The sequence below is a fragment of the Bordetella genomosp. 8 genome (genome assembly GCF_002119685.1).
Lineage (GTDB): Bacteria > Pseudomonadota > Gammaproteobacteria > Burkholderiales > Burkholderiaceae_B > Bordetella_C.
This window is the reverse complement of the sequence record NZ_CP021108.1, coordinates 5360267-5384974: the sequence shown is the minus strand read 5'-3', so window position 1 is coordinate 5384974 and position 24708 is coordinate 5360267. Positions and strand designations below refer to the sequence as shown.

Genomic DNA, 24708 nt, shown 5'->3' with positions numbered 1-24708 from the left:
TTCCGGCGGGCCTGGCGGGGGCAGGCGGGGGTCAGGCCGCCACCGCCACGTCCGCGTCGATCTGCGTCAGCGTGCCGGCCTGATGGATCGCCGGCGCGCAGGCGCGGGCGATGTCCAGCAGGCGGGTATCGGCGAAGCGCGGTCCCACCAGCTGGATGCCCAGCGGCAGGCCCCGCGCGCTTTTGCCCACGGGGATGCCGACACATGGCACATGCAGCAGCGTCCACATGGAATTGAAGGCCGGATTGCCCGTGTCCTGCAGGCCTTCGGGCGCTTCGCCCGGCGAAGCGGGCGTCAGCACCGCGTCCAGGGTGTCGCCGAACAGGCCGTCGAAGGCGCGCCGGCAGGCGGCGGCCAGGTCGTAGGCCTGCACCAGCTGCGCCGGCGTGATCCGTCTGCTGTTCTCCACCATTTCGCGGAAGTCCTCGTGCAGCAGATGATGGCTGCCCAGATAGGCGGGCAGGAAGGCGGCGCGGCCCTCTCCGCGCATGACGGTCTGCTGGGCGGCGTCCATGCCGTCGAAGCTGGCGGGCAGCGTCAGTTCCTCGACGATGGCGCCCGCGGCCTCGAGGCGGCGGGCGGCTTCCATCAACGCGGCGCGGGCATAGGCGTCGGCCGCCGACCAGACGGGCGTGCGGCACAGGCCGATACGCAGGCCTTTTACGCCGGTAGGCGCCGCGCGGTCATCCGCCGGCAGCTGGAAGGCGCGGCCCACCAGTTGCAGGTCTTCCACGCAGCGCCCGTACCACCCGATGGTGTCCAGCGTATGGGAATACATCTTCGCGCCTTCGCGGCTGACGATCCCGTGCGTGGGCTTGATGCCGTAGATGCCGTTGAACGCGGCGGGACGTATATGGGACCCGCCCGTCTGCGTGCCGAAGGCCAGTTGCACCTGCTTGTCGCCCACGGCGGCCCCGGAACCGGACGAGGATCCTCCAGGGCTGTGCGCGAGATTGTACGGATTGCGCGTGACGGCGCGCCGTCCGCCGGAAGCAAACTCCACCGTGTCGGTCTTGCCGACGATGAGCGAGCCGCTATGCCGGACCACGGCGACGCAGGCGGCATCCTGCCCCGGCTGATGGTTCACGTGTATCGGGGAATTGTGCTGCGTGGGCATGTCCGCCGTATCGATCACGTCCTTGACCCCGAAGGTCAGGCCGTGCAGCGGGCTGCGCGGCGGGCGTTTGTCCAGCTCGCGCGCGTTGCGGATGATCATGTCTTCGTCATACCAGCTCCAGGCGCGTATGTCCGGATCCCGGGCGCGGATCCGGGCAACGGTGGAGCGGGCCAGTTCCTCGCAGGACAGTTCGCGCGCCGCGATCAGGGCGGAGGCTTCGGTGGCGGTCAGTTCATACGGTTCCATCATGTTTCCTCACGGTGGATGGCCGCGGCGGGAAGGTCGAAGACCAGTGCCGGCTCGCGGTCTTTCGCCGGCATGCGGGCGATGCCCATGCCGGCCAGCGATACGTCGGTGGATAGTTCCTGCATGCGCCGCATGAGCGGTTCCGGCAACTGCAGGCCGTAGCGCTGGCAGTGCGCCTGGATGTCGGCGGCGCTCCATAGGGGGGTTGGATTCATGGCTATTTCCAGGGATCAGAGAGAGGGGCGGCGAGCGCGCCAGGGCGTGGCGCGCTCGTAGGCGCAGGCAACGCGCAAGACCGTGGCTTCGTCGAAATAGCGGCCGGCGATCTGCGCATTGGTCGGCAGGCCGTGTTGGTCGAAACCGGTGCACACCGCCATGGCGGGATGGCCCGACATGTTGAACGGCGTGCAAGCGGTGTCGACGGTGAAGTCCCTGACGCGGTCGAAGTCCTCGATGGCCGGGGCTGTATGGAAGGCGCAAGGCAGGATCAGCGCGTCGACGCTGCAGATCAGCGCGTCGGTGGCGCTGGCCAGTTCACGGCGCCGGCGTTGCGCGGCGACGTAGTCGACGGCGCGCGTCATGAAGCCGCTCATCATCTTGTCGCGCAGGGCCTGGCCCATTTCCGTGGCGCGCGTCATGAAGTCGTTCTCATGGATGGAAAGCGACTCCGTCCAGTTGATCACGCTGCACGCGCGGCGATAGTCGGTCACCGAAGCCGGCAGCACGACGTCGACGATGTGCGCGCCTTCGTCGGCCAGGACGCGGGCCATGTCTTCCAGGGCGTCGCGGTTGGCCGCGTCGATGCGCTCGCCTTCGCGGCCGAGGTCGCGAACGATGCCTATCGTCATGCCGTTCACGCCGGCCTGCAGGCCGGCCATGTAGTCCGGGACGGGCCGGCGCGCGCTGGCGGGGTCGCGGGCATCGTGGCCCGCCATGGCGCGCATCAGCAGCGCGCTGTCTTCGACGGTCCAGGTCAGGGGGCCGGGCACATCGAGGCTGTAGCAGTTGGGCAGGATGCCATGGCGGCTGATGCGGCCATAGGTCGCCTTCATGCCCTGCAGCCCGCAGGCCGCGGCGGGCAGCCGCACGGACCCGCCGGTGTCCGATCCCAGCGCGGCCATGGCGGTGCCCGCGGCGACCGCCGCACCCGCGCCCGTCGAGGAGCCGCCGGTGAAGTGCGCGGTATTCCAGGGATTGCGAGCCGGCTCGAAGGGCAGGTCGAAGTGGACCGCGCCCGTGCCGGTGCCATATTCCCAGGTATTCAGCTTGCCCAGCAAGATGGCGCCGGCTTCGCCCAGGCGTTCGATGGCGGCCGCATCGTAGTCCGGCACGTGGTCCAGCAGCAGGCGCGACCCGGCGCAGGTCCGCACACCGCGCGTGTAGTAGTTGTCCTTGACCGCGTAGGGAATGCCATGCAGGGGACCGCGCCAGCGGCCCGCCATGATGTCCTGCTCGGCCGCGCGGGCCGCCGCGCGCGCTTCATCGGCCATGACCAGCAGATAGCTGTGCACGCGGTCGTCCACTTCGTCGATGCGCGCCAGGAAGGCATCGACCAGCTCCACCGGCGACAGCTTGCGCGATTGCAGCAGGCGGGATGCCTCGCCTACGGAAAGGAAACACAGTTCGGCACTCATGCGGGGATACTCCTGCAGGGAATGGATCGGGGCGTGCGTGGCGCCGCGAAGGGGGCGGCGCGGATGCAACGGGCGGCGTGGCCGCTGCCCGGCATCGCCAGCAGTCCGCCATCCAGGCCGACCGGCTCGCGCAGCGCGGGCACGCCGGCATCGCATTCGGGTTGATGCAGCGCGCAGCGCGGCGCGAAGCAGCAGCCCGGTGGCAGGCTGGCCAGGTCGGGTGGCGCGCCAGGTATCGGTACCAGCTCGCTTTCGCGCATGCCACCATGCACGGTGGAGCGCAGCAGGCCTTGCGTATAGGGATGGACGGGCCGGTCCATGACATCCGCGATGGCGCCGGTTTCGACGAAGCGTCCGGCATACATCACCGCGACCTTGTCCGCCACCTCGCACGCCACGCCCAGGTCATGCGTGACGAAAATGGTGGCCATGCCCAGTTCGCGCTGGAGTTCGCGCAACAGCAGCAGCACCTGGATCTGCACGGTGGCGTCCAGCGCGGTGGTCGGCTCGTCGGCCAGCAGCAGGCGCGGGCGGCATGACAAGGCCAGCGCGATCATGGCGCGCTGCCGCAGTCCGCCGGACAGTTCATGGGGATAGGCGGCCAGGCGGCGCGCCGCCGAAGGGATCTGCACCAGTTCCAGCAGCTCCAGCGCGCGGCGCATCGCGGCGCGACGGTCCACCCTGTCGTGCCGGCGCACGGCTTCCGCGATCTGCTGGCCGATGGTGTAGACGGGATCCAGGGCGGTCAACGGTTCCTGGAAGATCATCGAGATGAGCGAGCCGCGGATATCCGGCAGCCTGCGGCGCGGCAGGGCGAGGATGTCGCGGCCGCCTATCGATACGTGACCATCCAGTTGCGCGCTGTCGGGCAGCAGTCGCATCAGGGCGCGCATGGTGACGCTCTTGCCGGAACCGGATTCGCCAAGCAGGCACAGGACTTCTCCTTCGCGCAGCGAGAAGGACACGCCGTTGACCACCGGCACATTCATGTCGCGATTGACGAAGCGCACCGTCAGGTCGCGGACCTGCACCAGCGGTTCGTCCACGCGGGCCGCAATCGTGTTCATGGTCGCGGTCTCCTGTTCAAGCGCGCAAGCGCGACGCGTCCGCCGCGGCGGCGGCGGGATCGACCTGCGCTTCGCCCGGAAGCAGCGGGTAATGGCAGGCGGCAAGATGGCCGCCATCGTCCGGCGCCAAGGCCAGCACGGGCATTTCCTCGGCGCAGCGCTGGCGGGCGCGCGGACAGCGGGTCCGGAAGCGGCAGCCCGTCGGCGGATTGATGGGATTGGGCGGGTCGCCGGACAGCGGCGGCTTCGCCACCCGCCTGCGCGGGTCCATCGACGGACGCGAGGCCAGCAGCGCGGCGGTATAGGGATGCCGCGTCGCCGTATAGATGCGTGCCACCGGTCCGGATTCCACGACCCGGCCCAGGTACATCACCAGCACGCGATCGCTGATGTACTGCACCACGTTGAGGTCGTGCGAGATGAATAGGTAGGTCAGGCCGAGTTCGCGCTTCAGTTCGCGCAGCAGGTTCAAGACCTGGGCCTCGACCGACTTGTCCAGCGCCGACACCGATTCGTCCAGGATCAGTACCCGCGGTCCCATGGCCAGGGCGCGCGCGATATTGACGCGCTGCCGCTGTCCGCCGGAAAGCTCGTGCGGATAGCGGCGCGCATAGCTTTCCGGTTCCATGCCCACCATGCGCAGCAGGCTGTGGGCGCGGGCGCGCGCCTGTGCCGCTGGCATGCCGATTACGGTCGGGCCGAACGCGATGCTGTCCTCGACGGTCAGGCGCGGGTTCAAGGAGGCATAGCTGTCCTGGAACACCATCTGCATGTGCGTGCGCAGTTCACGCACGCTGATGCCGTCCACGGCCGAGACCTCTTCGCCGTCGAAGATCACGCGGCCGGCGTCCGGCTTGAGCAGGTGCATCAGCAGGCGCGCCGTCGTGGATTTGCCGCAACCCGATTCGCCGACGATGCCGACCGTTTCGCCCTTGGCGACCTGGAAGCTGACGCCGTCGACGGCGCGCACGACCGTGCGCGGCGCACCCAGGGCCGGCCTGCCCGCGTCGAAGTGTTTTTTCAGGTCCTCGACGATCAGCATGGGCTGGGCCGGACCGCCGCGATCGCGGCTGTCAGGTTGCCGGTCCAGCAGGCGCAGGGCGTCGCCGGCCTGGGCGGCGGTGCGGGCAGGGGTTTTCAGGCGTGCGAACATGGCGCTTGCTCCTCAGGCCTTGACGTCCATGGCGCTGCGCAGGCCATCGCTCATCAGGTTGAAGCACATGGAGGTCAGGAAGATCATGATGCCGGGCAGGATGGCGATCAGCGGACTGACGTAGATGGCCTGCCGCAGCGTGTTCAGCATCAGTCCCCACTCGGCGTTGGGCGGGCTTACGCCCAGCCCCAGGAAGCTCAGTCCCGATGCGATGACGATGCTGACGCTGATCAGGCTGGACGCATAGACCAGGATGGGGCCGATCACATTGGCCAGCACGTGGGCGCGCACGATGCGCAGTCCGGATGCGCCCGTGGCGCGTGCCGCGTCGACGAAGTCCTGTTCGCGAACCTGCGTCGTCACGCTTTCCGCGATGCGCGCGATGGGCGGGATGAACACCAGCGTCAGCGACACGATGCTGTTCGCCAGCCCGGCGCCCAGCGCGCCGGATATCGCCACCGCCAGCAGTACGGACGGGAAGGCGTAGAACACGTCGATCAGCCGCATGATCACCATGTTCCACCTGCCGCCCGCGTAGCCCGCCGCGATGCCCAGCGTGCCGCCCACGAAGGTGGCCAGCAGGACGGGCACGAAGCCGCTGAACAGGGAAAGCCTGCCGCCGTAGACCAGGCGCGCCAGCATGTCCCGACCCAGCTCGTCGGTGCCCAGCCAGTGGCCCTGGTAGCCGGGCGGCTTCAGCCGGCGGATCATGCTCATTTTGTAGGGATCGTCCAGCCCCAGCCATGGGGCGGCGATCGCCAGCGCGACGATGACCAACAGGATCACGGCACAGCCGATGGCGATGGGATCGCGCGACAGGCGCCGCGCCACCCCGTGCCAATACCCCCGGCTGGTGCGCCGGAAAGCGGGCCGCGCGGCCATGGCGGCGGGAACGTTGGGCAGGGAAGCTATGTTCTGGCTCATCGTGGGGCCTCTTTCAAGCGCGCTTGACGCGCGGATCGACCAGCATCTGCAGCATGTCCACGATCAGGTTGGTGAAGACGAAGAGCATCGCCAGCACCAGGATGGTCCCCTGCAGGATGGGAAGGTCGCGCGTGAAGATCGCGGCGTTCAGCAGGAAGCCCGTGCCGGGCCAGGCGAAGACCGTCTCCACCAGGATGGAGCCGCCCAGCATCTGCGCGAACTGCAGCCCCATGACGGCCATCACGGCGGGCGCGGCATTCTTGGCCACGTGCGCCAGTACCTGCCCGCCGCCCAGGCCCTTGGCGTACAGCGTCTGGACGAATTCCTGCCTGCGTATCTCGCCCACCGACGCACGCACCGACCGGGCCAGGATGCCCATGGGAATGACGGCCAGCGTGACCGCCGGCAGGATCAGGTGAGCGATATCCGGCGCGCCCATCCCGGTGGCCGGCAGCAGCCGCAGCTGTACGGAGAACAACACGATCAGCACCATGCCCAGCCAATAGTGCGGCAGCGACACGCCGGTCACCGCCAGCGCCGTCACCGCGCGATCCACCGTGGGACGCCGCGTGTAGCCGGCCAGCGTGCCGAGCAGGCAGCCGCCCGCGAAGGCCAGGGCGATGGCCGCGGCCGCCAGCAGCATGGAGTTGCGGATGGCCGGCACGATTTCCCACAGCACGGGCCGTCCCGTCTTGATCGACGTGCCCAGGTCGCCGGTGAGCACCCGCTTGAGCCAGATGAAATACTGCGCGGGCAGCGGCTTGTCGAAGCCGTAGGCTGCCCGGACCTCCTGGATCACCGCCGGCGAGGCGTTCTCCGGCAGCACCGCGCTGATCGGGTCGCCGGGGGCCAGGTGCACGAGCGCGAAGCAGACCAGCGAGACGCCGATGGCGATGGGCAAGGTATAGAGCAGACGGCGAAGCACGTAACGCAGCATGGCGCGATCCTCCGTTGCGCGGCGCGGGCGCCGCGGGATTCACTGTTGCAGGTAGACGGGCGTCAGGTCCTGGAACCAGCTCTGGGCCTGCACGAAGCCCTTCACGTTGGGCGCCAGCGCGCGCGGATTCAGGTCGTGGACCACCCATATCCACATCGCCTGGTCGACGATGCGGGTATGCAGCTGGGCCAGGATGGCATCCTGCTTCTTGGGGTCGAACTCCACCTTGGCTTTCGCGGCGAGTTCGTCGGCTTCCTTGTCGCTGAAACCGCCCCAGTTGTAGCCGGCCGGTGGCTTCATCTTCGACCAGGACGTGCCGATCAGGCCGATGTCGGGATCCCAGTAGCCGAAGCTGTTGTTGATGCCGTCCACGCCCTTGTTTTCCGGTGCGTCGGAGCCGGCGCGGCGGCGCGCGCGCAGGGCCTCCCACTCCATGACTTCGAGTTCGACGTCGAAGCCGACGGCCTTGAGGTTCTCCTGCACGAACTCGTTCATGGGCAGCGGCTGCATCTGGCCGGACCCCGACGTCGAAATCGCGAACTTCACATGCAGGGGATGCTGTGGGCTATACCCGGCTTCCTTCATCAGGCGCCGCGCCTCGTCGGGGTCGTAGCGGATCTTGAAGTGCGGCTGGCCGAACCAGGGATGCTTGGGGTCGACCATGCCCTCGGACGGGATGGCGGTGCCGCCCAGGAATTCCACCAGGCCCTGGCGGTCGATCGCCAGGTTGGCGGCCTTGCGGATGCGGATGTCGCGGAAGGGCGATCCCTCCGAATAGCTGAGCTGGTACGGCCAGTTGTGGGGATAGATGTTGGTGACGATCTGCATGCCCGCCTGCTTCAGGCGCGGGATCGTATCGGGGGGTGGCGCTTCCACCCAATCCACCTGGCGCGACAGAAGCGCGGCGACGCGCGTATTGGGATCCGGCATGGTCAGCAGCACCATGCGGTCGGATTTGGGCACACGCTGCGGATCCCAGTAGTTCGGGTTGCGTATCAGCTCCGCGCGTTCGCGCGGCACCAGCTTGTCCAGCATCCACGGTCCGGTGCCGGATGGGCGCTGCGCCACCTTGGTCCAATCGCCGCCCATCTCCTTGTAGCGCGCGGGGCTGGAGATCATCACATCGGCGATCAGGTAGGGGAATACCGCGTCGGCATACTTGGTCGTGATTTCCACCGTCATGGGATCGACGACACGGTAGGAGGCGACACCCGACACGTACTGGCTGGCCTGCGTGGCCTGTGCCTGGTCGAACTGCGGCGCGTCGCGCTTGAGCAGCTTGTCCAGGTTCCAGACCACCGCATCGGCGTCGAAGGCCGAACCGTCATGGAACTTGACGTTGGGCCTGAGCTTGAAGGTCCATTTGGTGTGGGTGGCGTCGTCGACGGACCAGGACGTCGCCAGGCCCGGCACGAGCTTGGCGGGCTGGTCGGCCTTGGACAGGTCCCAGCGGATCAGCGCGTCGTACAGCGTGAAGCCGATGAAGCGCATGCCTTCGCCGCCCTGGCTGGGCTGGCCCGTGGTCAACGGGATATCGGACATGGTGGTGGCGACGCGCAGCACCATTTCGGCGCGAGCCGTGGCGATGGCGGAAAGGGCGAGGGAGGCGGCGATGAGCGGGGCCGCGAACTTCTTCAGTACCAAGGCGTATCTCCGATGGGTGATTCGCACCGTCGCCCTTGGGCGGCCGGCATGGAAGCGATACAGCGCGAAAGAAACCGCGAGTCCTAGGCCGTCGCGGGACTCGTCGCGATGGGGCGCGCGCCTGGGCGGGCGTCCGCCGGTGCCGCGCCGTCGCCCCGGCGGCTGGCGGCTTCGGCGGCAAGTGCCGCGATGTCCGGCCGCCGCGAGCGCCAGGCGGTTGCCTTTTCGTAGGCATCGCCGGCGCGCAGCACGGTGGCTTCATCGAAAAGCCGGCCGGCGATCTGCAGCGAATACGGCATGCCGTCGGCATCGAAGCCGTTGCAGACCGACAGGGCCGGATTACCGGCGGAGTTGAAGGGTGTCGTGTAGTTCGGCTGGCTGAACATCCAGTGCGGCGACGTGGGCTCCAGCTTGCCGGCCGGCTCGGCGCAATGCGTGACGATCAGGTCTACCTGTTCGAATGCCGCCTGCATGGCAGCCGCGAGTTCCGCGCGCATGCGCATCGCCTGCACATAGTCTTCGGCGCGCAGCAGCGCGCCGCCGATGATGCGGTAGCGCAAGCTGGCGCCCAGCAGGTCGGGCGCGTTGCGCAGCGTGTGCTGGTGGATCGAGAACAGCTCGGCCATGGCGATCACGCGCTTGCAATCGTTGTAGGCCAGCAGGGAGGGCAGCGTAATGGGCTGCACGATGGCGCCCAGGCCGCGCAGGACGTCCAGGGCGTGGTCCAGCGCCTGCCGAGAGCCCGGAGAGATCGGCGCTTCTGCTTCCATCCAGGCCCATGGCACCCCTATCTTCAGGCCGCGCAGGTCGCCGTTCAGCGCGGCGCGATAGTCGGGCACGGGATGACGGGCACTGCCGGGATCGAGCGGATCATGGCCAGCGACGACGCCCAGCAGGATGGCCAGGTCCTCCGAGGTCCAGGCCATCGGGCCCGTGTGATCGTGGCTGAAGGAGTTCGGCAGCACGCCGCGCCGGCTGACGCGGCCATACGTGGGCTTGATGCCGGAGATGCCGCATGCCGCGGCCGGCATGCGTATGGATCCGCCGGTATCGGATCCCATGCTGGCCGGACAAAGGCCCGCGGCGATGGCCGCGCCGGATCCGGAGGAAGAACCGGCCGGATGGCGGGCGGTGTTCCAGGGATTGTGGGCGGGGGGCGCCACCACGTCCCAGGAGGGGCCGCCGTGGGCGAATTCCCAGGTGGTGGTCTTGCCCAGCAGCACGCCGCCCGCCGCTTGCAGGGCTTGTTGCGCGGGGCAGTCTTGCGTTGGCACGTAGTCGGCCAGCACGCGGGATTGCCCGGTAGTGCGGATGCCGGCCGTTTCGTAGATGTCCTTCAGCGAGTAGGGGATGCCGTGCAAGGGTCCGCGCGGGCCGTCACGTGCGATTTCCGCTTCGGCGGCGCGCGCCTGTGCCAGGGCCAGCTCCGGCGTGGGGGTGATGAAGCTGCACAAGGCGGCGTCCACCGCTTCCATGCGGGACAGGCAGGCCTGCGTCAGCTCCACCGGCGACAGTGTCTTGTCCGCGATCATGCGGCTGGCCTGCGCGATGGTCAGGAAAGTCGGGTCGCCGTTCATCGCGCCATCCCCTTGCCGTCGAAGCTGGCCGGCACGAAAGTGTGCGCGGCTTCGTCGGCATAAGGCCGGTCGCGCGGGATGCGGGCCAGCATGGGCGCGATGTAGCGCCAGGCGTCGGCCAATTCGGCCAGATGTTCGGGAGTGAGCGACAACCCGGCGTGGGCCGCCAGGATCCGCAAATCGTCGGGGCGCGCGAACGCCTCGGCATGCACCGCTGTTTCTGACATGGAAAAGCCCCTTGGAACCATGGATATACCCGGTGAACCGAATATTCCATATATTTTTCAATACCTTAGCGCATGTCGTGCAGATAAAACAGTTGTTTAATTCTAGGAACGACGCCAGGGAGCGTCAAGGTAAAATCGGCCGGGTAGTGGTAAATCCTAGTGCGATGCAGCATAAACAGGCGTTGTACTGTCAGCCTGTGAAAACGGCGATTCCTGGATTAAAATCAAAGGCTTGTACGTCGCAGCCAAGTACAGGTCGGCCTGCTGTCGTGAAGCAAATTAAAACAATTGATTGGTCGTCAGAGGAGGCGCCATGAGGGAAATGCCGGTCCCCGCGGAAGGAGAAATCCGCGGCGAGGATGCCGCCGACATGCCGGTGCCGGACCGTATCCTGCGTGTGGCCAAGGACCTGATCGCGCGCACGGGGCCTTTCAATACCACCGTGCGCGATATCTGCGACGCCTCCGGTGTCAACGTTGCGTCCATCCACTACTACTACGGGTCCAAGGACGCGCTGGTGAAATCCGTGCTGCTGTCCGTCATGGAGCCGGTCAACATCGAACGGCGCATACGGCTGGAAGATGCGCGCCAGCGCTACGGCCACGGGCCGCTGCCCGTTCCCGTGATACTCGAAAGCCTGCTGCGCCCGCTGGTCGTCTGCGAGCGGGACGAGGACGGCGGCCGCTTGTTCGTGCGCATGGAGCATCACCTGCGCGCCATGCCGGACAGCGATTACACACTGTTCGTCGCGCAGCACCTGGACGGTTATGCGCAGCTTTTCATCGATGCGCTTGCGCAGACCTTGCCGCGCTACAGCCGCTCCGAGATCATCTGGCGCTATGAATTCGTGCGCGGGTCGGCGATGCATCTGCTGGCGAATTGCGATCCGCTGTCACGCAAGTTCCAGGTGCTGGCCGGCAAGGGCGGCATGATCGATCTCAACGACGACGAACTGATCCTGCGCGAACTGCTGGGGATCGCGATGCTGGGCATCGGCGCGCCCGCCGTATGGAGCGCTGAGGCGGGCGCGTAGCCGGGCGCCTGGCCCAGCTCCTGGAAGCCGACGTTCAGACCGGCGAAGGATTGCGTTCCGCGAAGCCCACCTGGTGCCAGTACGGGTAGGCGCGATCGACGGCGCTGGCGGCGTCCAGTTTCGCGATCTGTTCGGCGGTCAGGTTCCAACCCACCGCCCCCAGGTTCTGGCGCAGCTGGTTTTCATCCCGCGCGCCGATCAGCACGGTGCTGACGGTGGGACGCTGCAGCAGCCAGTTCAGCGCGATCTGCGGAATGGTCTTGCCGGTTTCGGCCGCCACTTCATCGAGCGCGTCGACGACGCGGTACAGGTATTCGTCCGGCACAGGCGGACCGTAGTCGGCGGTCTTGTGCAGACGGCTGGTCTGCGGCAGCGGCTGGCCGCGGCGGATCTTGCCGGTCAGGCGTCCCCACCCCAGCGGGCTCCAGACGACGGCGCCCACGCCCTGGTCCTGGCCCAGGGGCATCAGTTCCCACTCGTAATCCCGGCCGATCAGCGAGTAGTAGGTCTGGTTGGCCACGTAGCGCGGATAGCCGTAGCGGTCGGCCGTGGCCTGGGATTTCATCAGGTGCCAGCCCGAGAAATTCGACACGCCCGTGTAGCGGATCTTGCCCGACCGCACCAGCGTGTCCAGCGTGGACAGGACTTCTTCCACCGGCGTGCGGGCGTCGAAACCGTGCAGCTGGAACAGGTCGATATAGTCGGTGCCCAGGCGCTTGAGCGCATCGTCGACGGCGCGGATCAGATGGAAGCGCGACGAGCCGACGTTGTTGGGTTCGTCATCGAAGCGGAAGGTGGCCTTGGTGGACAGGATGACCTTGTCGCGTCGTCCCTTGATGGCTTCGCCCAGGATGGATTCGGAAGCGCCGCGCGAATAGATGTCGGCGGTGTCGAACATCGTCACGCCTTCGTCCAGGCAGATGTCGATCAGCCGTCGCGCTTCGGCGACGTCGGTCTTGCCCCAGGCTTCGAAGAGCTCGCCCTTGCCGCCGAATGTGCCGGTTCCAAAGCTCAGGACGGGGACTTTGAATCCCGATGCACCCAGATGTCGATATTCCATGTGTGGCCTCTGTGTAAACGTATGGATGAAGCGCGCGAGCGCGGGAGGGGCGCGGCGCGGTGGCAAACCAGCATACTGCCGCGGCGGTGCGCCGGGAAAAACCCCGGTCGCCGCGAAACACTTGTACGTCCGGGTCAAGAATGCGTGCGCCCGTGCCCGGGCGATACGCCATTCGGCGGCAATCCATTCAGCGATCAATCCAGCATTCCATACGGCAATCCATCCCGTAGCAATCCCTTCGTATAATGCGAAGCCGCGCGGCTATCCGCCGCTGTCCGCGGCAATATCGCCCTATCCTGCGTGCCCTTGACCGATCCCATCGAAAGCCGCGTTTCCGCCGAACTCGTCGCCGTGCTGGTCGCCGTGACCGACGGCCAGCCTCGCGTGTTGACCACAGGCGATGCGCACGCGCTGCCCGCCGGGCCATTCCAGTCCGAACACCGGTCGCTGCAGGCCGGCCTGCGCGCCTGGGTGGAAGCACAGACCCATCATCCGCTCGGCTATGTCGAACAGCTGTACACCTTCGCCGATCGCGATCGGGCGGACCAGCCCGATGCGCGCATCATCTCGGTCAGCTACCTGGGCCTGACGCGCGAGCTGGCGCAGACGGGCGGAGCCGGCGTGGGCTGGCAGGGTTGGTACCGCTATTTCCCTTGGGAAGACCGGCGCGACGGCGCGCCGGCCTTCGTTGCGTCGTTGATCGAACCGCGCCTGCGGGCCTGGGCCGCGACCGGTCCGGCGGCGCAGCGCGGCCGCCGCTATGACCGCGTCGCCATCACCTTCGGCCTGGATGGCGCCGGGTGGAACGAAGACATGGTGCTGCAGCGCTACGAGCTGCTGTACGAAGCGGGCCTGGTGCCGGAAGCCGGCCGGCGGCCGATCCGTCCGGCGCTGCCGGGCACGCCCATGATCCATGACCATCGGCGCATCCTGGCCACCGGCATCGCCCGGCTGCGCGCCAAGATCAAATACCGCCCGGTCGTCTTCGAGCTGATGCCGGAGGAATTCACGCTGCTGCAGTTGCAGCAGAGCGTGGAAGCCCTGGCGGGCCGTGGCCTGCACAAGCAGAATTTCCGCCGTTTGATCGAACAGCAGGAGCTGGTGGAAGAAACCGGGGGCATGACCAGCGGTACCGCGGGCAGGCCCGCGAAGCTTTTCCGCTTCCGTCGCGACGTCATGCTGGAACGCGCGATTTCCGGCAGCAAGCTGCCGCTGGCCCGGGAGCCGCACCTGGTCTGAGGGCCGGTCCACTGCGAAAAAATCCGTTGACAGGGGATTATGCTCAGAAATAGTATAAGTCCATCCCTACACTACGCCTATTTAATACTCAAAATGAGCATAAGCACATTACCCAGCGCCTTCGGCGCATCTCCCAGGCATGCCGGGGCGCCGCAAGGCAGCATGGCGCGTCCGGCGGCCGCGAATTCCTCCGACGCGGCGCGCACGGTCGCGCCCCTGCCCGCCGTCATGCTGGAACCCGTGGTGCGCGCCGCGCTGCTGGAGGACCTGGGCCGGGCGGGCGACATCACGACGGACGCGATCGTCGATGCCGATACCGAATCGCGGCTGCGCCTGGTCGCACGCAAGCCTGGCGTGCTGGCGGGATTGGACCTGGCGCGCATGGCCTTCGCGCTGACCGACGCGCGCATCGAGCTCCTGCCGGCGCTGCGCGATGGCGCCCGCCTGCGCCCGGGCGATGAGATCGCCGTGGTGGCCGGGCCGGCGCGTGGCATCCTGACCGCCGAACGCACCGCGCTGAACCTGCTGTGCCACCTGAGCGGGGTGGCATCCGCCACGGCGGCCATCGCGGATGCCATACGCCCTTATGGAACGCGCGTCACCTGCACGCGCAAGACGCTGCCCGGCATGCGGGCGCTGCAGAAGTACGCCGTGCGGGTCGGCGGCGGTAGCAACCACCGCTTCGGCCTGGACGACGCCATGCTGATCAAGGACAACCACGTGGCCCTGGCTGGCGGCATACGGCCCGCCATCGAACGGGCGCGCGCGGCTGCCGGGCATCTGGTCAGGATCGAGCTGGAAGTCGACACCCTTGCGCAGTTGGAAGAAGCACTGGCGCTGGGCGTGGACGTCGTGCTGCTGGACAACATGGACCTGGCGCAATTGCGCCAGGCCGTCGCCATGGCCAAGGGCCGGGCGGTCACCGAAGCCTCCGGCGGCGTCACGCCGGAAACCGCCCCGGCGATCGCCGCCACGGGCGTGGACCTGATCGCCATAGGGTGGATCACGCACAGCGTGCAAGTGCTGGATATCGGCCTGGACGCCTGACGGAGTTTGCGATGAACAGCTTGATGCGGTGCGAAAGGCGCCGCGATACGGGCGCGCCCGATGGCGTCCGCCCCGATGCTTGCCGTCCGTACGCGGCGCGTCCGGCCAGGGGCCGGACCGTCATCGGCCGGCGCATGCGCGGCGCCCTGCTGGGCCTGGCCGCCTTGCTGGCGGCGGGTGGATGGATACGCGCCGCGAGCGGCGAAGGCAAGGCCGGGCAGGCCGCCAGCGTGGCGGCGATGTCGCCAGACGGGGCGGCGCGCGGCTATCCGTCGCATCCCATCACCCTTATCGTGACCTTCCCACCTGGCGGCGGTACCGATCTGCTGGCGCGCCGCCTGGGCGCGGCACTGCAGCAGGACCTGGGCCAGACCGTGGTGGTGGAAAACCGGCCGGGGGCCAGCGGCAACATCGGCGCGCGCGAGGTCGCTCAGGCCGCGCCGGACGGCTATACCTTGCTGATGGTCAACAGTTCCTACGCCATCAACCCCGGCGTGTACCGCGACCTGCCGTTCTCGCCCAAGCATGACCTGAAGGGCGTGATCAATGTCGCCTTCGTGCCGTCGGTGCTGGCGGTGCCGGCGTCGTCGCCTTTCCACACGCTGGCAGATGCCCTGGCGGCGGCGGGGCAGGGCGGCAAGGCGCTGGCCTATGCGTCCTGCGGCAACGGCACGCCGCAGCACCTGGCGGGTGAAATGCTGCGCATCGCGAGTGGTCGGCAATTGCAGCACGTGCCCTACAAGGGTTGCGGGCCCGCGCTCACCGACGTGCTGTCCGGGCAGGTGGGCATCGGCATCATCACCGCGTCCAGCGCCGCACCTTTCCTGGCGTCCGGCAAGCTCAGGGCGCTGGCGGTGACGTCGCCGCAGCGCAGCGAGTTGATGCCTTCGGTGCCTACCGTGGCGGAGCAGGGGTTTCCAGGCTATGCGCTGGACCAGTGGCACGGCCTGCTGGCCCCGGCCAGGACGCCGCCGGCCGTGATCGCCAAACTGAACGCCGCCGTGGCCGCGATCATGAACCGCGCCGATACGCGCCAGGCGCTGCTGCAACTGGGCTACAGCCCGACGGCCAGTACGCCGCAGGCGTTCCAGGCCCTGATCGACAACGATATCGACCGCTTCGGCCAGCTGACGGCGCGCATGGGGCTGCACGCCGATTGAAGCTGGCCGCGCGGCTTATTCCATGCCCGGCACGATCGTCGAAAAGCCCGCGTCCACGTGGGTGATTTCGCCCGTCACGCCGGCGGCCAGATCCGACAGCATGAAGGCCGCGACGTTGCCGACGTCGTCGATGGACACATTGCGCCGCAGCGGCGCATTGCTTTCGACGAACTTCAGGATGGACGAGAAATCCTTGATGCCGCTGGCCGCCAGGGTCTTGATGGGGCCGGCCGAGATGCCGTTGGCGCGTATGCCTTGCGGGCCCAGCGCCGTGGCCAGGTAGCGCACGCTGGCTTCCAGCGATGCCTTGGCCAGGCCCATGGTGTTGTAGTTGGGGACGACGCGCTCGGCGCCCAGGTAGGTCAGCGTCAGCACCGAGCCGTTGCGCCCCTTCATGAGCGGCAGCGCCGCCTTGGCCATGGCGGGAAAGCTGTAGGCCGACACGTCATGCGCGATGCGGAAGCCCTCGCGCGACAGGCCTTCCAGGAAGTCGCCCGCGATGGCTTCGCGCGGCGCGAAGCCGATGGAGTGCACCAGCCCGTCCAGGCCGTCCCAGCGCTGGCCGAGTTCGGTGAAGGCGGCTTCGATCTGCGCGTCTTCCGACACGTCGCAGGGCAGCACGATGTCGCTGCCGAACTCGGCGGCAAATTCCGTGACACGGTCCTTGAAGCGATCGCCGACGTAGGTAAACGCCAGTTCGGCGCCCTGGCGGTGGCAGGCCCGCGCGATGCCATAGGCGATGGAGCGGTTGGACAGCACGCCCGTGACCAGTATGCGTTTGCCGGCTAGAAAGCCCATTTTTCGTATCCTCGAAACTGAAAGCGGTATTTTAGGTGAACCCGGCCGGCGCTGCGTCCATCCCAAACCGAGGCGGGATACAGGCGGCGGGGCGTTTCGTTGCCCCAAAGAAAAACGCCGGCGATAACGCCGGCGTTCCCGATGCGGAAGCGCCTTCCGGCGCGGCCGCCTGGCCATGCAGCCGCGCTGCTCAGCCGCGCACGTTCGTGCCCGGTACCCGCAGCGTGCTGCCCACCTTCAAGGCATTGCCCTTCAGGTTGTTCAGTGCGCGCAGCGCGTCTACCGTGGTGCTGTATTGCCGCGCCAGCGAAAACAGCGTATCGCCGGACTTGACCTTGTGCTGGCGCACATTGGGCCGCGGCGCGGTCATCTTGGCCGAGGCCACCTGCGCCGTGGCCGGACGCACCGAGCCGCGCTGCACGACCGGGCCCTGCGTGGCCGGACCGGCATTATCCAGCGAGGCCACCTGCACGCCACCGCGCGCCGGCACCAGCAGGTGCTGCGCCATGGCGATGCGCTTCTGGCGCGACGGGATGTCGTTCAGCCCGCGCAGCGTGGACTCCGAAATGCCGAAGCGGTGCGCGATCGAGGCGTAGGTATCGCCCCGCTGCGGCTGGTACACCTTCCAGCTGGACAGGTCGCCCTTGTAGTTCTCCATGTTGGCGTTGAACACCGCCACACGGTCGGCCGGCAGGATCATGGAGGCGTGCTCGCCGCGGATCACCGGACGATTGAAGGACGGGTTCAAGGCCTTGAACTCGTCCACCGGCATTTCGGCCAGGCGCGCGGCGACTTCGATATCGATGTCGCGATTCTTCTGCACCGTGGCGAAATACGGCGTGTTGTTGACCGCCGGCAGGACCACGGCGTACTTGGTCGGATTGGCGATGATGTTCTTGATTGCCTGCAGCTTCGGCACGTAGTTGCGTGTTTCGTCCGGCATCTGCAGCGACAGGTAATCGGTGGGCAGGCCCGCGGCTTCGTTCTTCGCCATGGCGCGCTGCACCGAACCTTCGCCCCAGTTGTAGGAGGCCAGGGCCAGATACCAGTCGCCCTGCATTTCGAAGAGGTTTTCCAGGTAGTCCAGCGCCGCATTGGTGGAAGCGATGGGGTCACGCCGTTCGTCGCGCCACCAGTCCTGCTTCAGGTTGTAGTGCTGCCCGGTAGCCGGCACGAACTGCCACAGGCCCGAGGCCTGGGCGCGCGACAGGGCCGAGGGGTTGTACGCGCTTTCCACGAAGGGCAGCAGGGCCAGCTCGGTGGGCATGCCGCGCTGGTTGATTTCCTCGGTGATGAAATACAGATACTTGCCCGCGCGTTCGGCCATCCGCTGCACGGCCTCGGGATGCGAGGCGTAGTAGTCGGTCCACTGGTCGACCAGGGGATTGTGCAGATTGGGGATGGCGAAGCCGCGGCGTATGCGGTCCCAGACGTCGCGCGGGGGGTGGGTCAGGTCGATGGTGCGTGACGTGACCGTGGCGACATAGCGGGTCGGATATCCGGGTTGCTGGGTGTCGAGATCGCCTGCGTGGAGTTCTGTCTGTTTGTGCGTCGTTCCCGCGCAGCCGGCCAGTACGGCCAAGAGCAGGGGAAAGATTAGCCGGAACAATTTCATCAGTGGTTCACTTGAAGTTGTTTTTCCATTCGCGAAGTACGGCGAATACTTCGACGGGCGAGTTTAGCGAACGCCCAGCATGAGCTGCGGCAGCCTGGGTAATTTCAACTTGCCGGGTACGCAGGAACGGATTGGTATCCCGCTCCAGCCCGATCGTCGAGGGAAGCGTGGGACTACCTTGTTCGCGCAGTTGCTGGGCCCGCTGGTACCACTGTTGCAGGGTGCGGTTGGCCGGATCGACGGCCTGTGCCCATCGCAAGTTGGCAAGAGTGTACTCGTGTGCGCAGCAAACTTGTGTTTCAGCCGGTAATGTTACGAATTTACCAAGAGAATCGGACATCTGCGCGGGCGTCCCCTCGAATAGCCGCCCACAGCCGCCCGCGAATAGGGTATCCCCGCAGAAAAGCACCGGTTCCACGCCCGCGGCCCGGCCGTAGTAGGCAATGTGGCCGGCCGTATGTCCAGGGACATCCAGCACGTCCATCGCCAGGTCGAGTTCCTCGATACGGACCTGGTCGCCTTCCCTGAGCGCGACATCGCGGCGCGGCAGGGTCTCGTCCGCAGGGCCGTATACGACCGCCCCGGTGGCGAGCGACAATTCCAGCACCCCGCCGACATGGTCCGCATGATGGTGCGTGAGTAGAATGGCGCGCAATTGCAGTCCACGTTCGCGCAGCGCGCGCAGCACCGGTTCGGCCTGGCCGGGATCGACCACGGCGGCCAGTCCCTGGCGTTCGACCAGCCAGATGTAGTTATCGGAGAATGCCGGGACCGGTACCAGCGAGGCGAACGAAGCAGGTCCGGGCACATCGACGCCGGCGGGGGCGGAGGTGGCTTGCATCATCAGAGGAACCTATAGCGTGGCAGAAGAGAGTGCGCCGATTGTAGAACTGGCCGAGTGGTTTCAGACGCCGCCCGGCCAGTATGCGCTGCGCTGGGAGCAGGCCCAGTTCGATGCGGTGGTGGCCGACGTATTCGGCTACAACGCCTTGCAGGTGGGTCTGGCGGAGCTGGACCTGCTGCGCAACAACCGCATGCCGTTCAAGGCTTATGTGGGTACGGTCATGCCCGAGCCGGACGTGGCGGCGCGCTGGCAGGCCTGCACGCTGGCCGATCCACGCGCCTTGCCGTTCTCGTCGCAGAGCATAGACCTGTTGATCCTGCCGCATGCCTTCGAGTGCACGGATGCGCCGCATGACGTGCTGCGCGAAGTGGAACGGGTGCTGATGCCGGAGGGGCGCGTGGTGATATCGGGCTTCAATCCCTGGAGCCTCTGGGGCGCGCGCAACCGCATGCCCGGCATGGAGCCCTGGCTGCCGCACGCGCCGTCGGCGCAGGTCTCGCTGGCCCGCGTCAAGGATTGGCTGAAGCTGCTGTCCTTCGAGGTCGACCGGGGCCGCTTCGGCTGCTATGCGCCGGCGTGCCAGACGGATATCTGGCTGCAGCGCTGGCGCTTCATGGAAAAGGCCGGCGATCGCTGGTGGGCGGTGTGCGGCGCGGTGTATATGGTGTCGGCGGTCAAGCGCGTGGCGGGCATGCGGCTGATCGGCCCGGCCTGGAAGCAGAAGCGGCCGGCCGCCGCGGCGGCATCGGTGGTGGCGAATCACCGATCGCCGCTTTAATGGCGGCCGCGATGTCGCGGACGAACACGGAACAGTGCGGGAATCAGTAGATGATCGATGGCAGTACGGCTGGCGCGGACGCCAGGATGGAAGTGGTGGAACTCTGGACCGACGGCGCCTGCAAGGGCAATCCGGGGCCGGGCGGCTGGGGCGTCCTGATGCGTTCGGGTACGCATGAAAAAACACTGCATGGCGGTGAAATGGCGACCACCAACAACCGCATGGAACTCATGGCCGTGATCCAGGGGCTGGCGGCGCTGAAGCGTCCCTGCCAGGTGACCATACACGTGGATTCCCAGTACGTCATGAAAGGCATGATGGAGTGGATCGCCAACTGGAAGCGGCGTGGCTGGATCACGGCGGACAAGAAGCCGGTCAAGAATGCGGAGCTGTGGCGCGCGCTGGACGAGCAGGTGTCGCGCCACAAGGTCGCGTGGCGCTGGGTGCGCGGCCACGCGGGGGATCCCGGCAACGAGCGCGCGGACGAGTTGGCGAACCTGGGCGTGGAAGAAGCCAGGCGCGGGCGCCCGGCTCAGGGGCGCCCGGCATAAGGGTTCCCGGCATAGCGGGCCCGGTATAGGGCGCCCGGTATCGGGGCGCCCCCGCAGAGTCGCGCAACGAGGGCCACCCATGGTCCCGCGCGGCACCGTCCGGGTACACTACCGGCCATGCGCCAAATCATCCTCGATACCGAAACCACCGGCCTGGAGCCCGCCCAGGGCCATCGCATCGTCGAAATCGGCTGCCTGGAAATCGTCAATCGCATGGTCACGGGCAACACCATGCACGTGTACCTGAACCCGGACCGCGACAGCGATCCCGAGGCCTTGGCGGTGCACGGGCTGACCACGGAATTCCTGGCGGACAAACCGCGATTCCAGGACGTCGCGGACGAGCTGTGCCGTTTCCTGGATGGCGCGGAAGTCATCATCCACAACGCGGCCTTCGATACCAAGTTCATCAACGCCGAACTGGCGCGCATCGGCCGCGGGCCCATGCACGAGTTCTGCGCGACGATCACCGATTCCTTGATGCATGCGCGCGAGCTGCACCCGGGCAAGCGGAATTCGCTGGATGCGCTGTGCGAACGCTACGGCATTTCGAACGCGCACCGTACGCTGCACGGCGCCTTGCTGGATGCGCGCCTGCTCGGCGAAGTCTGGCTGGCGATGACGCGCGGCCAGGACGCGCTGCTGATCGACATGGACGAGTCCGGCGGCAAGGGCCAGGCCGAAGGCATCGTCCTGGCGCGCTTCGACGCGTCCGGCCTGCCGGTGATCCGCGCCAGCGCGGAAGAACTGGCCGAACACGAAGCCTACCTGGCGGCGCTGGACAAGTCGGTGGGCGGCGCCTGCCTGTGGCGGCAGTGGGATCCGGCGCCGGTGGTGGAAGAAGCCCAGGCCCAGGCTGCGTAGCGATCGGCCGCGCGGGGGATGCCGCCACCGTGATTTGCCATCGCTGAAAATCACATGCTAGAATCGCGGTCTCTCTTGGGGCGGTTAGCTCAGTGGTAGAGCACTGCCTTCACACGGCAGGGGTCACTGGTTCGAAACCAGTACCGCCCACCAAGAGGCGCCAAAGCGCGATGTGACGAAGAAATGCCGGCATATATAGCCGGCATTTTCGTTTTACAGCCGGCATTTTCGTTTCCGCCGACATCTTCATTCTCAGAATCCACCTCCCTGGCGGCGCTGGCAGGCGGCATCGGATTCGATCCAGCCAGTACAATTCCGGAACATTCAACGCGGTGCATCGGCGGCCACGCGAGTATGAATTCAACCCTTTCCCTCGAATCCGATCGCGAAACCAGTTTCGAGATCGCGCGCCCCTCCTTGCACGATCAGGTGGTGTCGAGGCTGCGTGCCTTGTTGATCGAAGGCGTCATACCGCCGGGAAAGAAATTGAACGAACGGGAGCTCTGCGAGCTTCTGAAGATTTCCCGGACGCCCTTGCGTGAAGCGATCAAGCTGCTAGCCTCGGAAGGCCTGGTCGACCTGCTGCCCAACCGCGGTGCGATCGCGGTGGATTTGACCGAAGCGGACGTGCATCATGCGTTCGAGTTGCTGTCCGAACTCGAAGGGCTGGCGGGGGAGCTGGCCTGTCGGCGCATTACCGCCGAGGAGCTCGCGGCACTGCAGTCGCTGCATGCCAGGATGCTGGCCAGCTACGTGGAAAAGGACTTATCCACGTACTATCAATTGAATGCGTCGATTCATCGCGCCATCATCAAGGCCGCGAAGAATCCCCTGCTGGAAAGGACCTACCAGACCATCAATACACGCGTCCAGGCGCTTCGGTTCAACACGAACCATGACAAGGCCAAGTGGGAACGCGCGGTCGGCGATCACGTGAAAATGATGGACGCGTTGGATGCGCGCGATGCGCAGATGCTGCGCCATCTATTGACGCAGCATTTGCGTGACAAGGCCGATGTGGTCATTGCCCAGCTTCGTATCCGAAGGCAGGGCACTGCCGTGGACGCCTAGTCAGGGACGCCCGGTCAGGGACGCCCGGTCAGGGACGCCTTAGTCCAGCGACGTGCCCGTTTCCTTGACGATGGTTTTCCAGCGCTGGATGTCGCGGTCCAGGTAATCCTGGAAGGCCTGCGGGCTTTCCGCCTTGAGCACCACGCCTTGTTTCTCGGTCAATGTGCTGACCACGGACGGGTCGGCCAGGATGGACCGCACGCTGGCGTTGAGCTTGTCCACGGCATCCTTGGGCATGCCGGCCGGGCCGACGATGCCGTAGTAGACGCCGATATCGTATTTCCCGTAGCCCAGCTCCTTGAAGGTGGGCACGTTGGGCGACAGGCTGGAGCGCTGGTCGCCGGTGATGGCCAGGGTCTTGATCTTGTCGGTGTTGGCCGATCCGAGGATGGGATTGATCAGGACGTCGACTTGCCCGCCCATGAGCGCGCTCAGCGCATCGCCGCCGCCCTTGTAGGGAATGTGCGTCATCTTCACGCCCGTCACCTGTTCGAACAGCACAGTCGCCATGTGCGGCGTGCCGCCGACGCCCGACGAACCGTAATTCAGCTTGTTCGGATGTGCCTTGCCGAACTTGATGAGTTCGTCGAGGCTGTTGATGCCCAGACGCGCGTTGACCTTCAGGTCGACCGGGCTGATGCCGATATAGGCAACAGCCTGGAAGTCCTTGCTGGCGTCGAAATTGAGGTTCTTGTAAAGCGCGGAGCTGACTGCCAGGCTGTTCGCTGCCACGAGCAGCGTATAGCCGTCCTTGGGCGCGCGTGCCACATAGCCCGCCGCGATGTTGCCGCCGGCGCCGGCCTTGTTTTCCACGATGACGCTTTGCCCGAGTGACTTGGACAATTTGTCGCCGATGATGCGCGCGACCAGATCGATGCTGCTGCCGGCGGAAAAGCCCACCACCAGCGTGATGGGTTTGCTGGGATAGGAGGATTGCGCGGCCGCCGATGTCACCACCAGCATGCTCGCGGAAAGCGCGATGAGTTTTCTGAACGAGAAGCTGCCGTGTGCCATGGTCGTCTACGCTATCTGGGTTGCGAGGGAAGGAACACTCCCTGGTGGGAAGTGGGGCTTTTTACTTGATGACCTGGAACAGGCGGGTGAAGACCTCATTCGCGCGGCTCTTTTCGAGCCACCGCATCACCGCCACCATGCCGTGTTCCTTTTCCATCCAGACGAAGGAACTGCCCGCGCCGATCTGGAAGCGGCTCGATGCCGGCAGCTCGGGGAATATCTTGGGCGCTTCGTTCAGCCAGATGAGATAGCCGTAGTTGTGCGCGAGCTCGCACGGCGTGTACATCTGCGCCAGCCATTCCTTCGACAACACCTGCTTGCCGTTGGCCTTGCCGTCGTTGAGCATCATGTTGCCGATGAGGGCCTGGTCGCGCGCGCTGATCGACATGCCGCCGCCCCAATGCGAACCGCCGGTGACGGACTGCATGCGCTGGCCGTTGATCTCGACCCAGGCGTTGTCGTAGCCGACCCAGCGCCAGTCTGTCGAGGCGCCAATGGGCGTCATGATGAATTCGCGGAAGACCTCGGGCAGCGGGCGCTCGAACAGATACATGAGCGCGCGCGCGAGCTGGTTGACGCGGATATCGTTGTATTCCCAATAGGTGCCGGGTTCCTGCAAGGGGCGCGCGTCGCCCTTGCTGCCGGCTGCGGGGGCGCCGAAACTGGCCGTGCTGTAGCGATCGGCCTGGTCGGGGATGTCCCAGAGCGTGCCTTCCCATTCGCTGGTCTGCTGCAGCATCTGGCGCCAGGTGATCTTGGCGTTGTTGCCTTCGTCGAAGCCGATGCCATGAAGGCGTTCGCCGATGCGGGCATCGACGTCGGGCAGGAGCCCCTGGTCGTAGGCCACGCCGGCCACCAAGGCAATGTAGGTCTTGACCACGCTGTAGGTGAGGTCGGCGCGGTCCGGTTCGCCCCAGGCGGCCACTTCCTTTCCATCCAGCAGGATGACCCCGGATGCCGGGCCGCGCGAATGGAGCGGACCGAACAGGCGGTTCAATGGCGGACGCTCTTTCATGTGAACGCCGAAGTTGCCATTCACATCGCGGTCCCAGCTGGACTCGCCCGCCTGGGCCAAAGCGATAACTTCGTCGAAATTCTTCATCTATTC

The 24708-nt window shown here is 66.5% G+C and carries 24 protein-coding genes and 1 tRNA gene; 9 read left to right on the top strand and 16 right to left on the bottom strand.

Features of this window, described 5'->3' with window-relative positions; all coding sequences use genetic code 11:
- Positions 1 to 31: 31 nt before the first annotated feature.
- From CAL12_RS24330 to CAL12_RS24285, 10 genes are all read right to left on the bottom strand, one after another.
- The gene (locus tag CAL12_RS24330) at positions 32 to 1366 is read right to left on the bottom strand and encodes an amidase (RefSeq protein WP_232464625.1); all 1335 of its coding nucleotides are present in this window, start codon (positions 1364 to 1366) and stop codon (positions 32 to 34) included.
- Positions 1363 to 1578, bottom strand: coding sequence for a hypothetical protein (locus CAL12_RS24325; RefSeq protein ID WP_086066954.1), 216 nt, complete (start codon positions 1576 to 1578; stop codon positions 1363 to 1365). The genes CAL12_RS24330 and CAL12_RS24325 overlap by 4 nt, the downstream gene beginning before the upstream one ends.
- Positions 1579 to 1593: 15 nt before the next feature.
- Positions 1594 to 2997 (bottom strand): amidase, encoded by a 1404-nt coding sequence (locus CAL12_RS24320; RefSeq protein ID WP_157793115.1) that lies wholly within the window; start codon positions 2995 to 2997, stop codon positions 1594 to 1596.
- A complete protein-coding gene (locus CAL12_RS24315; RefSeq protein ID WP_086066952.1) occupies positions 2994 to 4064 on the bottom strand; it encodes an ABC transporter ATP-binding protein in 1071 nt (356 codons plus the stop codon). The genes CAL12_RS24320 and CAL12_RS24315 overlap by 4 nt, the downstream gene beginning before the upstream one ends.
- A gap of 16 nt (positions 4065 to 4080) precedes the next feature.
- Positions 4081 to 5106, bottom strand: a complete 1026-nt coding sequence (locus CAL12_RS24310; protein WP_232464979.1) for an ABC transporter ATP-binding protein — start codon at positions 5104 to 5106, stop codon at positions 4081 to 4083.
- 123 nt (positions 5107 to 5229) lie between these two features.
- Entirely contained in the window at positions 5230 to 6141 is a 912-nt protein-coding gene (locus CAL12_RS24305) for an ABC transporter permease (RefSeq protein WP_086066950.1), read from the bottom strand.
- A gap of 13 nt (positions 6142 to 6154) precedes the next feature.
- Positions 6155 to 7078: an ABC transporter permease gene (locus CAL12_RS24300; protein ID WP_086066949.1), complete on the bottom strand. Its 924-nt coding sequence runs from the start codon at positions 7076 to 7078 to the stop codon at positions 6155 to 6157.
- Positions 7079 to 7117: 39 nt separating this feature from the next.
- Positions 7118 to 8722: an ABC transporter substrate-binding protein gene (locus CAL12_RS24295; RefSeq protein ID WP_232464624.1), complete on the bottom strand. Its 1605-nt coding sequence runs from the start codon at positions 8720 to 8722 to the stop codon at positions 7118 to 7120.
- A gap of 83 nt (positions 8723 to 8805) precedes the next feature.
- Entirely contained in the window at positions 8806 to 10299 is a 1494-nt protein-coding gene (locus tag CAL12_RS24290) for an amidase (protein ID WP_086066948.1), read from the bottom strand.
- Positions 10296 to 10526 carry a hypothetical protein gene (locus CAL12_RS24285; protein ID WP_157793114.1) on the bottom strand — a complete coding sequence of 77 codons (231 nt, stop codon included), beginning with the start codon at positions 10524 to 10526 and terminating at the stop codon, positions 10296 to 10298. The genes CAL12_RS24290 and CAL12_RS24285 overlap by 4 nt, the downstream gene beginning before the upstream one ends.
- Before the next feature lie 313 nt (positions 10527 to 10839).
- Between CAL12_RS24285 and CAL12_RS24280 the strand changes: the two genes are divergently transcribed.
- Positions 10840 to 11559, top strand: a complete 720-nt coding sequence (locus tag CAL12_RS24280; protein ID WP_086066946.1) for a TetR/AcrR family transcriptional regulator — start codon at positions 10840 to 10842, stop codon at positions 11557 to 11559.
- Positions 11560 to 11593: 34 nt separating this feature from the next.
- On the opposite strand, the gene CAL12_RS24275 is transcribed toward CAL12_RS24280, so the two are convergent.
- Positions 11594 to 12619, bottom strand: a complete 1026-nt coding sequence (locus tag CAL12_RS24275; protein WP_086066945.1) for an aldo/keto reductase — start codon at positions 12617 to 12619, stop codon at positions 11594 to 11596.
- 306 nt (positions 12620 to 12925) lie between these two features.
- Here CAL12_RS24275 and CAL12_RS24270 point away from each other — a divergent pair, with 306 nt between their 5' ends.
- The 3 genes from CAL12_RS24270 to CAL12_RS24260 all read left to right on the top strand — a co-directional run bounded on the left by CAL12_RS24270 (position 12926) and on the right by CAL12_RS24260 (position 16065).
- Positions 12926 to 13858 (top strand): NUDIX hydrolase, encoded by a 933-nt coding sequence (locus CAL12_RS24270; RefSeq protein WP_198298318.1) that lies wholly within the window; start codon positions 12926 to 12928, stop codon positions 13856 to 13858.
- Between the two features lie 162 nt (positions 13859 to 14020).
- Positions 14021 to 14905, top strand: coding sequence for a carboxylating nicotinate-nucleotide diphosphorylase (gene nadC / locus CAL12_RS24265; protein WP_086066943.1), 885 nt, complete (start codon positions 14021 to 14023; stop codon positions 14903 to 14905).
- A gap of 239 nt (positions 14906 to 15144) precedes the next feature.
- Complete coding sequence (locus tag CAL12_RS24260; protein WP_086068089.1) at positions 15145 to 16065, top strand: tripartite tricarboxylate transporter substrate binding protein; 921 nt, start codon at positions 15145 to 15147, stop codon at positions 16063 to 16065.
- Positions 16066 to 16080: 15 nt separating this feature from the next.
- Here the strand turns inward: CAL12_RS24260 and fabI are convergent, their stop codons facing one another.
- The 3 genes from fabI to gloB form a co-directional block, all read right to left on the bottom strand.
- Positions 16081 to 16863, bottom strand: a complete 783-nt coding sequence (gene fabI, locus CAL12_RS24255; RefSeq protein ID WP_086066942.1) for an enoyl-ACP reductase FabI — start codon at positions 16861 to 16863, stop codon at positions 16081 to 16083.
- Between the two features lie 190 nt (positions 16864 to 17053).
- Positions 17054 to 18478 (bottom strand): transglycosylase SLT domain-containing protein, encoded by a 1425-nt coding sequence (locus tag CAL12_RS24250; RefSeq protein ID WP_086066941.1) that lies wholly within the window; start codon positions 18476 to 18478, stop codon positions 17054 to 17056.
- Positions 18479 to 18485: 7 nt separating this feature from the next.
- The gene (gene gloB, locus CAL12_RS24245) at positions 18486 to 19319 is read right to left on the bottom strand and encodes a hydroxyacylglutathione hydrolase (RefSeq protein ID WP_086068088.1); all 834 of its coding nucleotides are present in this window, start codon (positions 19317 to 19319) and stop codon (positions 18486 to 18488) included.
- A gap of 19 nt (positions 19320 to 19338) precedes the next feature.
- On the opposite strand from gloB, the gene CAL12_RS24240 reads away from it, so the two are divergent.
- The 5 genes from CAL12_RS24240 to CAL12_RS24220 all read left to right on the top strand — a co-directional run bounded on the left by CAL12_RS24240 (position 19339) and on the right by CAL12_RS24220 (position 22586).
- On the top strand, positions 19339 to 20100 hold the full coding sequence (locus CAL12_RS24240; protein WP_086066940.1) for a class I SAM-dependent methyltransferase: 762 nt from the start codon (positions 19339 to 19341) through the stop codon (positions 20098 to 20100).
- Between the two features lie 50 nt (positions 20101 to 20150).
- Positions 20151 to 20651 (top strand): ribonuclease HI, encoded by a 501-nt coding sequence (rnhA, locus tag CAL12_RS24235; RefSeq protein WP_232464623.1) that lies wholly within the window; start codon positions 20151 to 20153, stop codon positions 20649 to 20651.
- Between the two features lie 117 nt (positions 20652 to 20768).
- Positions 20769 to 21515 (top strand): DNA polymerase III subunit epsilon, encoded by a 747-nt coding sequence (gene dnaQ, locus CAL12_RS24230; RefSeq protein WP_086066939.1) that lies wholly within the window; start codon positions 20769 to 20771, stop codon positions 21513 to 21515.
- Positions 21516 to 21593: 78 nt separating this feature from the next.
- Positions 21594 to 21668, top strand: a tRNA-Val gene (locus CAL12_RS24225).
- Positions 21669 to 21869: 201 nt separating this feature from the next.
- Positions 21870 to 22586: a GntR family transcriptional regulator gene (locus CAL12_RS24220; RefSeq protein ID WP_086066938.1), complete on the top strand. Its 717-nt coding sequence runs from the start codon at positions 21870 to 21872 to the stop codon at positions 22584 to 22586.
- Positions 22587 to 22625: 39 nt separating this feature from the next.
- Here CAL12_RS24220 and CAL12_RS24215 read toward each other — a convergent pair whose 3' ends face one another.
- Both CAL12_RS24215 and CAL12_RS24210 read right to left on the bottom strand, forming a co-directional pair.
- Positions 22626 to 23600 (bottom strand): Bug family tripartite tricarboxylate transporter substrate binding protein, encoded by a 975-nt coding sequence (locus tag CAL12_RS24215; RefSeq protein ID WP_086066937.1) that lies wholly within the window; start codon positions 23598 to 23600, stop codon positions 22626 to 22628.
- Positions 23601 to 23661: 61 nt separating this feature from the next.
- Positions 23662 to 24702, bottom strand: coding sequence for a serine hydrolase domain-containing protein (locus tag CAL12_RS24210; protein WP_086066936.1), 1041 nt, complete (start codon positions 24700 to 24702; stop codon positions 23662 to 23664).
- Positions 24703 to 24708 lie beyond the last annotated feature (6 nt).

Coding starts and splice junctions, on each gene's coding strand:
- CAL12_RS24220 (WP_086066938.1), top strand. CDS start 21,870: ATGAATTCAACCCTTTCCCTCGAATCCGATCGCGAAACCAGTTTCGAG.
- CAL12_RS24300 (WP_086066949.1), bottom strand. CDS start 7,078: ATGCTGCGTTACGTGCTTCGCCGTCTGCTCTATACCTTGCCCATCGCC.
- dnaQ (WP_086066939.1), top strand. CDS start 20,769: ATGCGCCAAATCATCCTCGATACCGAAACCACCGGCCTGGAGCCCGCC.
- CAL12_RS24325 (WP_086066954.1), bottom strand. CDS start 1,578: ATGAATCCAACCCCCCTATGGAGCGCCGCCGACATCCAGGCGCACTGC.
- CAL12_RS24320 (WP_157793115.1), bottom strand. CDS start 2,997: ATGAGTGCCGAACTGTGTTTCCTTTCCGTAGGCGAGGCATCCCGCCTG.
- nadC (WP_086066943.1), top strand. CDS start 14,021: ATGGCGCGTCCGGCGGCCGCGAATTCCTCCGACGCGGCGCGCACGGTC.
- fabI (WP_086066942.1), bottom strand. CDS start 16,863: ATGGGCTTTCTAGCCGGCAAACGCATACTGGTCACGGGCGTGCTGTCC.
- CAL12_RS24310 (WP_232464979.1), bottom strand. CDS start 5,106: ATGCTGATCGTCGAGGACCTGAAAAAACACTTCGACGCGGGCAGGCCG.
- CAL12_RS24260 (WP_086068089.1), top strand. CDS start 15,145: ATGTCGCCAGACGGGGCGGCGCGCGGCTATCCGTCGCATCCCATCACC.
- CAL12_RS24250 (WP_086066941.1), bottom strand. CDS start 18,478: ATGAAATTGTTCCGGCTAATCTTTCCCCTGCTCTTGGCCGTACTGGCC.
- CAL12_RS24280 (WP_086066946.1), top strand. CDS start 10,840: ATGAGGGAAATGCCGGTCCCCGCGGAAGGAGAAATCCGCGGCGAGGAT.
- rnhA (WP_232464623.1), top strand. CDS start 20,151: ATGATCGATGGCAGTACGGCTGGCGCGGACGCCAGGATGGAAGTGGTG.
- gloB (WP_086068088.1), bottom strand. CDS start 19,319: ATGCAAGCCACCTCCGCCCCCGCCGGCGTCGATGTGCCCGGACCTGCT.
- CAL12_RS24330 (WP_232464625.1), bottom strand. CDS start 1,366: ATGATGGAACCGTATGAACTGACCGCCACCGAAGCCTCCGCCCTGATC.
- CAL12_RS24290 (WP_086066948.1), bottom strand. CDS start 10,299: ATGAACGGCGACCCGACTTTCCTGACCATCGCGCAGGCCAGCCGCATG.
- CAL12_RS24275 (WP_086066945.1), bottom strand. CDS start 12,619: ATGGAATATCGACATCTGGGTGCATCGGGATTCAAAGTCCCCGTCCTG.
- CAL12_RS24215 (WP_086066937.1), bottom strand. CDS start 23,600: ATGGCACACGGCAGCTTCTCGTTCAGAAAACTCATCGCGCTTTCCGCG.
- CAL12_RS24210 (WP_086066936.1), bottom strand. CDS start 24,702: ATGAAGAATTTCGACGAAGTTATCGCTTTGGCCCAGGCGGGCGAGTCC.
- CAL12_RS24315 (WP_086066952.1), bottom strand. CDS start 4,064: ATGAACACGATTGCGGCCCGCGTGGACGAACCGCTGGTGCAGGTCCGC.
- CAL12_RS24285 (WP_157793114.1), bottom strand. CDS start 10,526: ATGTCAGAAACAGCGGTGCATGCCGAGGCGTTCGCGCGCCCCGACGAT.
- CAL12_RS24305 (WP_086066950.1), bottom strand. CDS start 6,141: ATGAGCCAGAACATAGCTTCCCTGCCCAACGTTCCCGCCGCCATGGCC.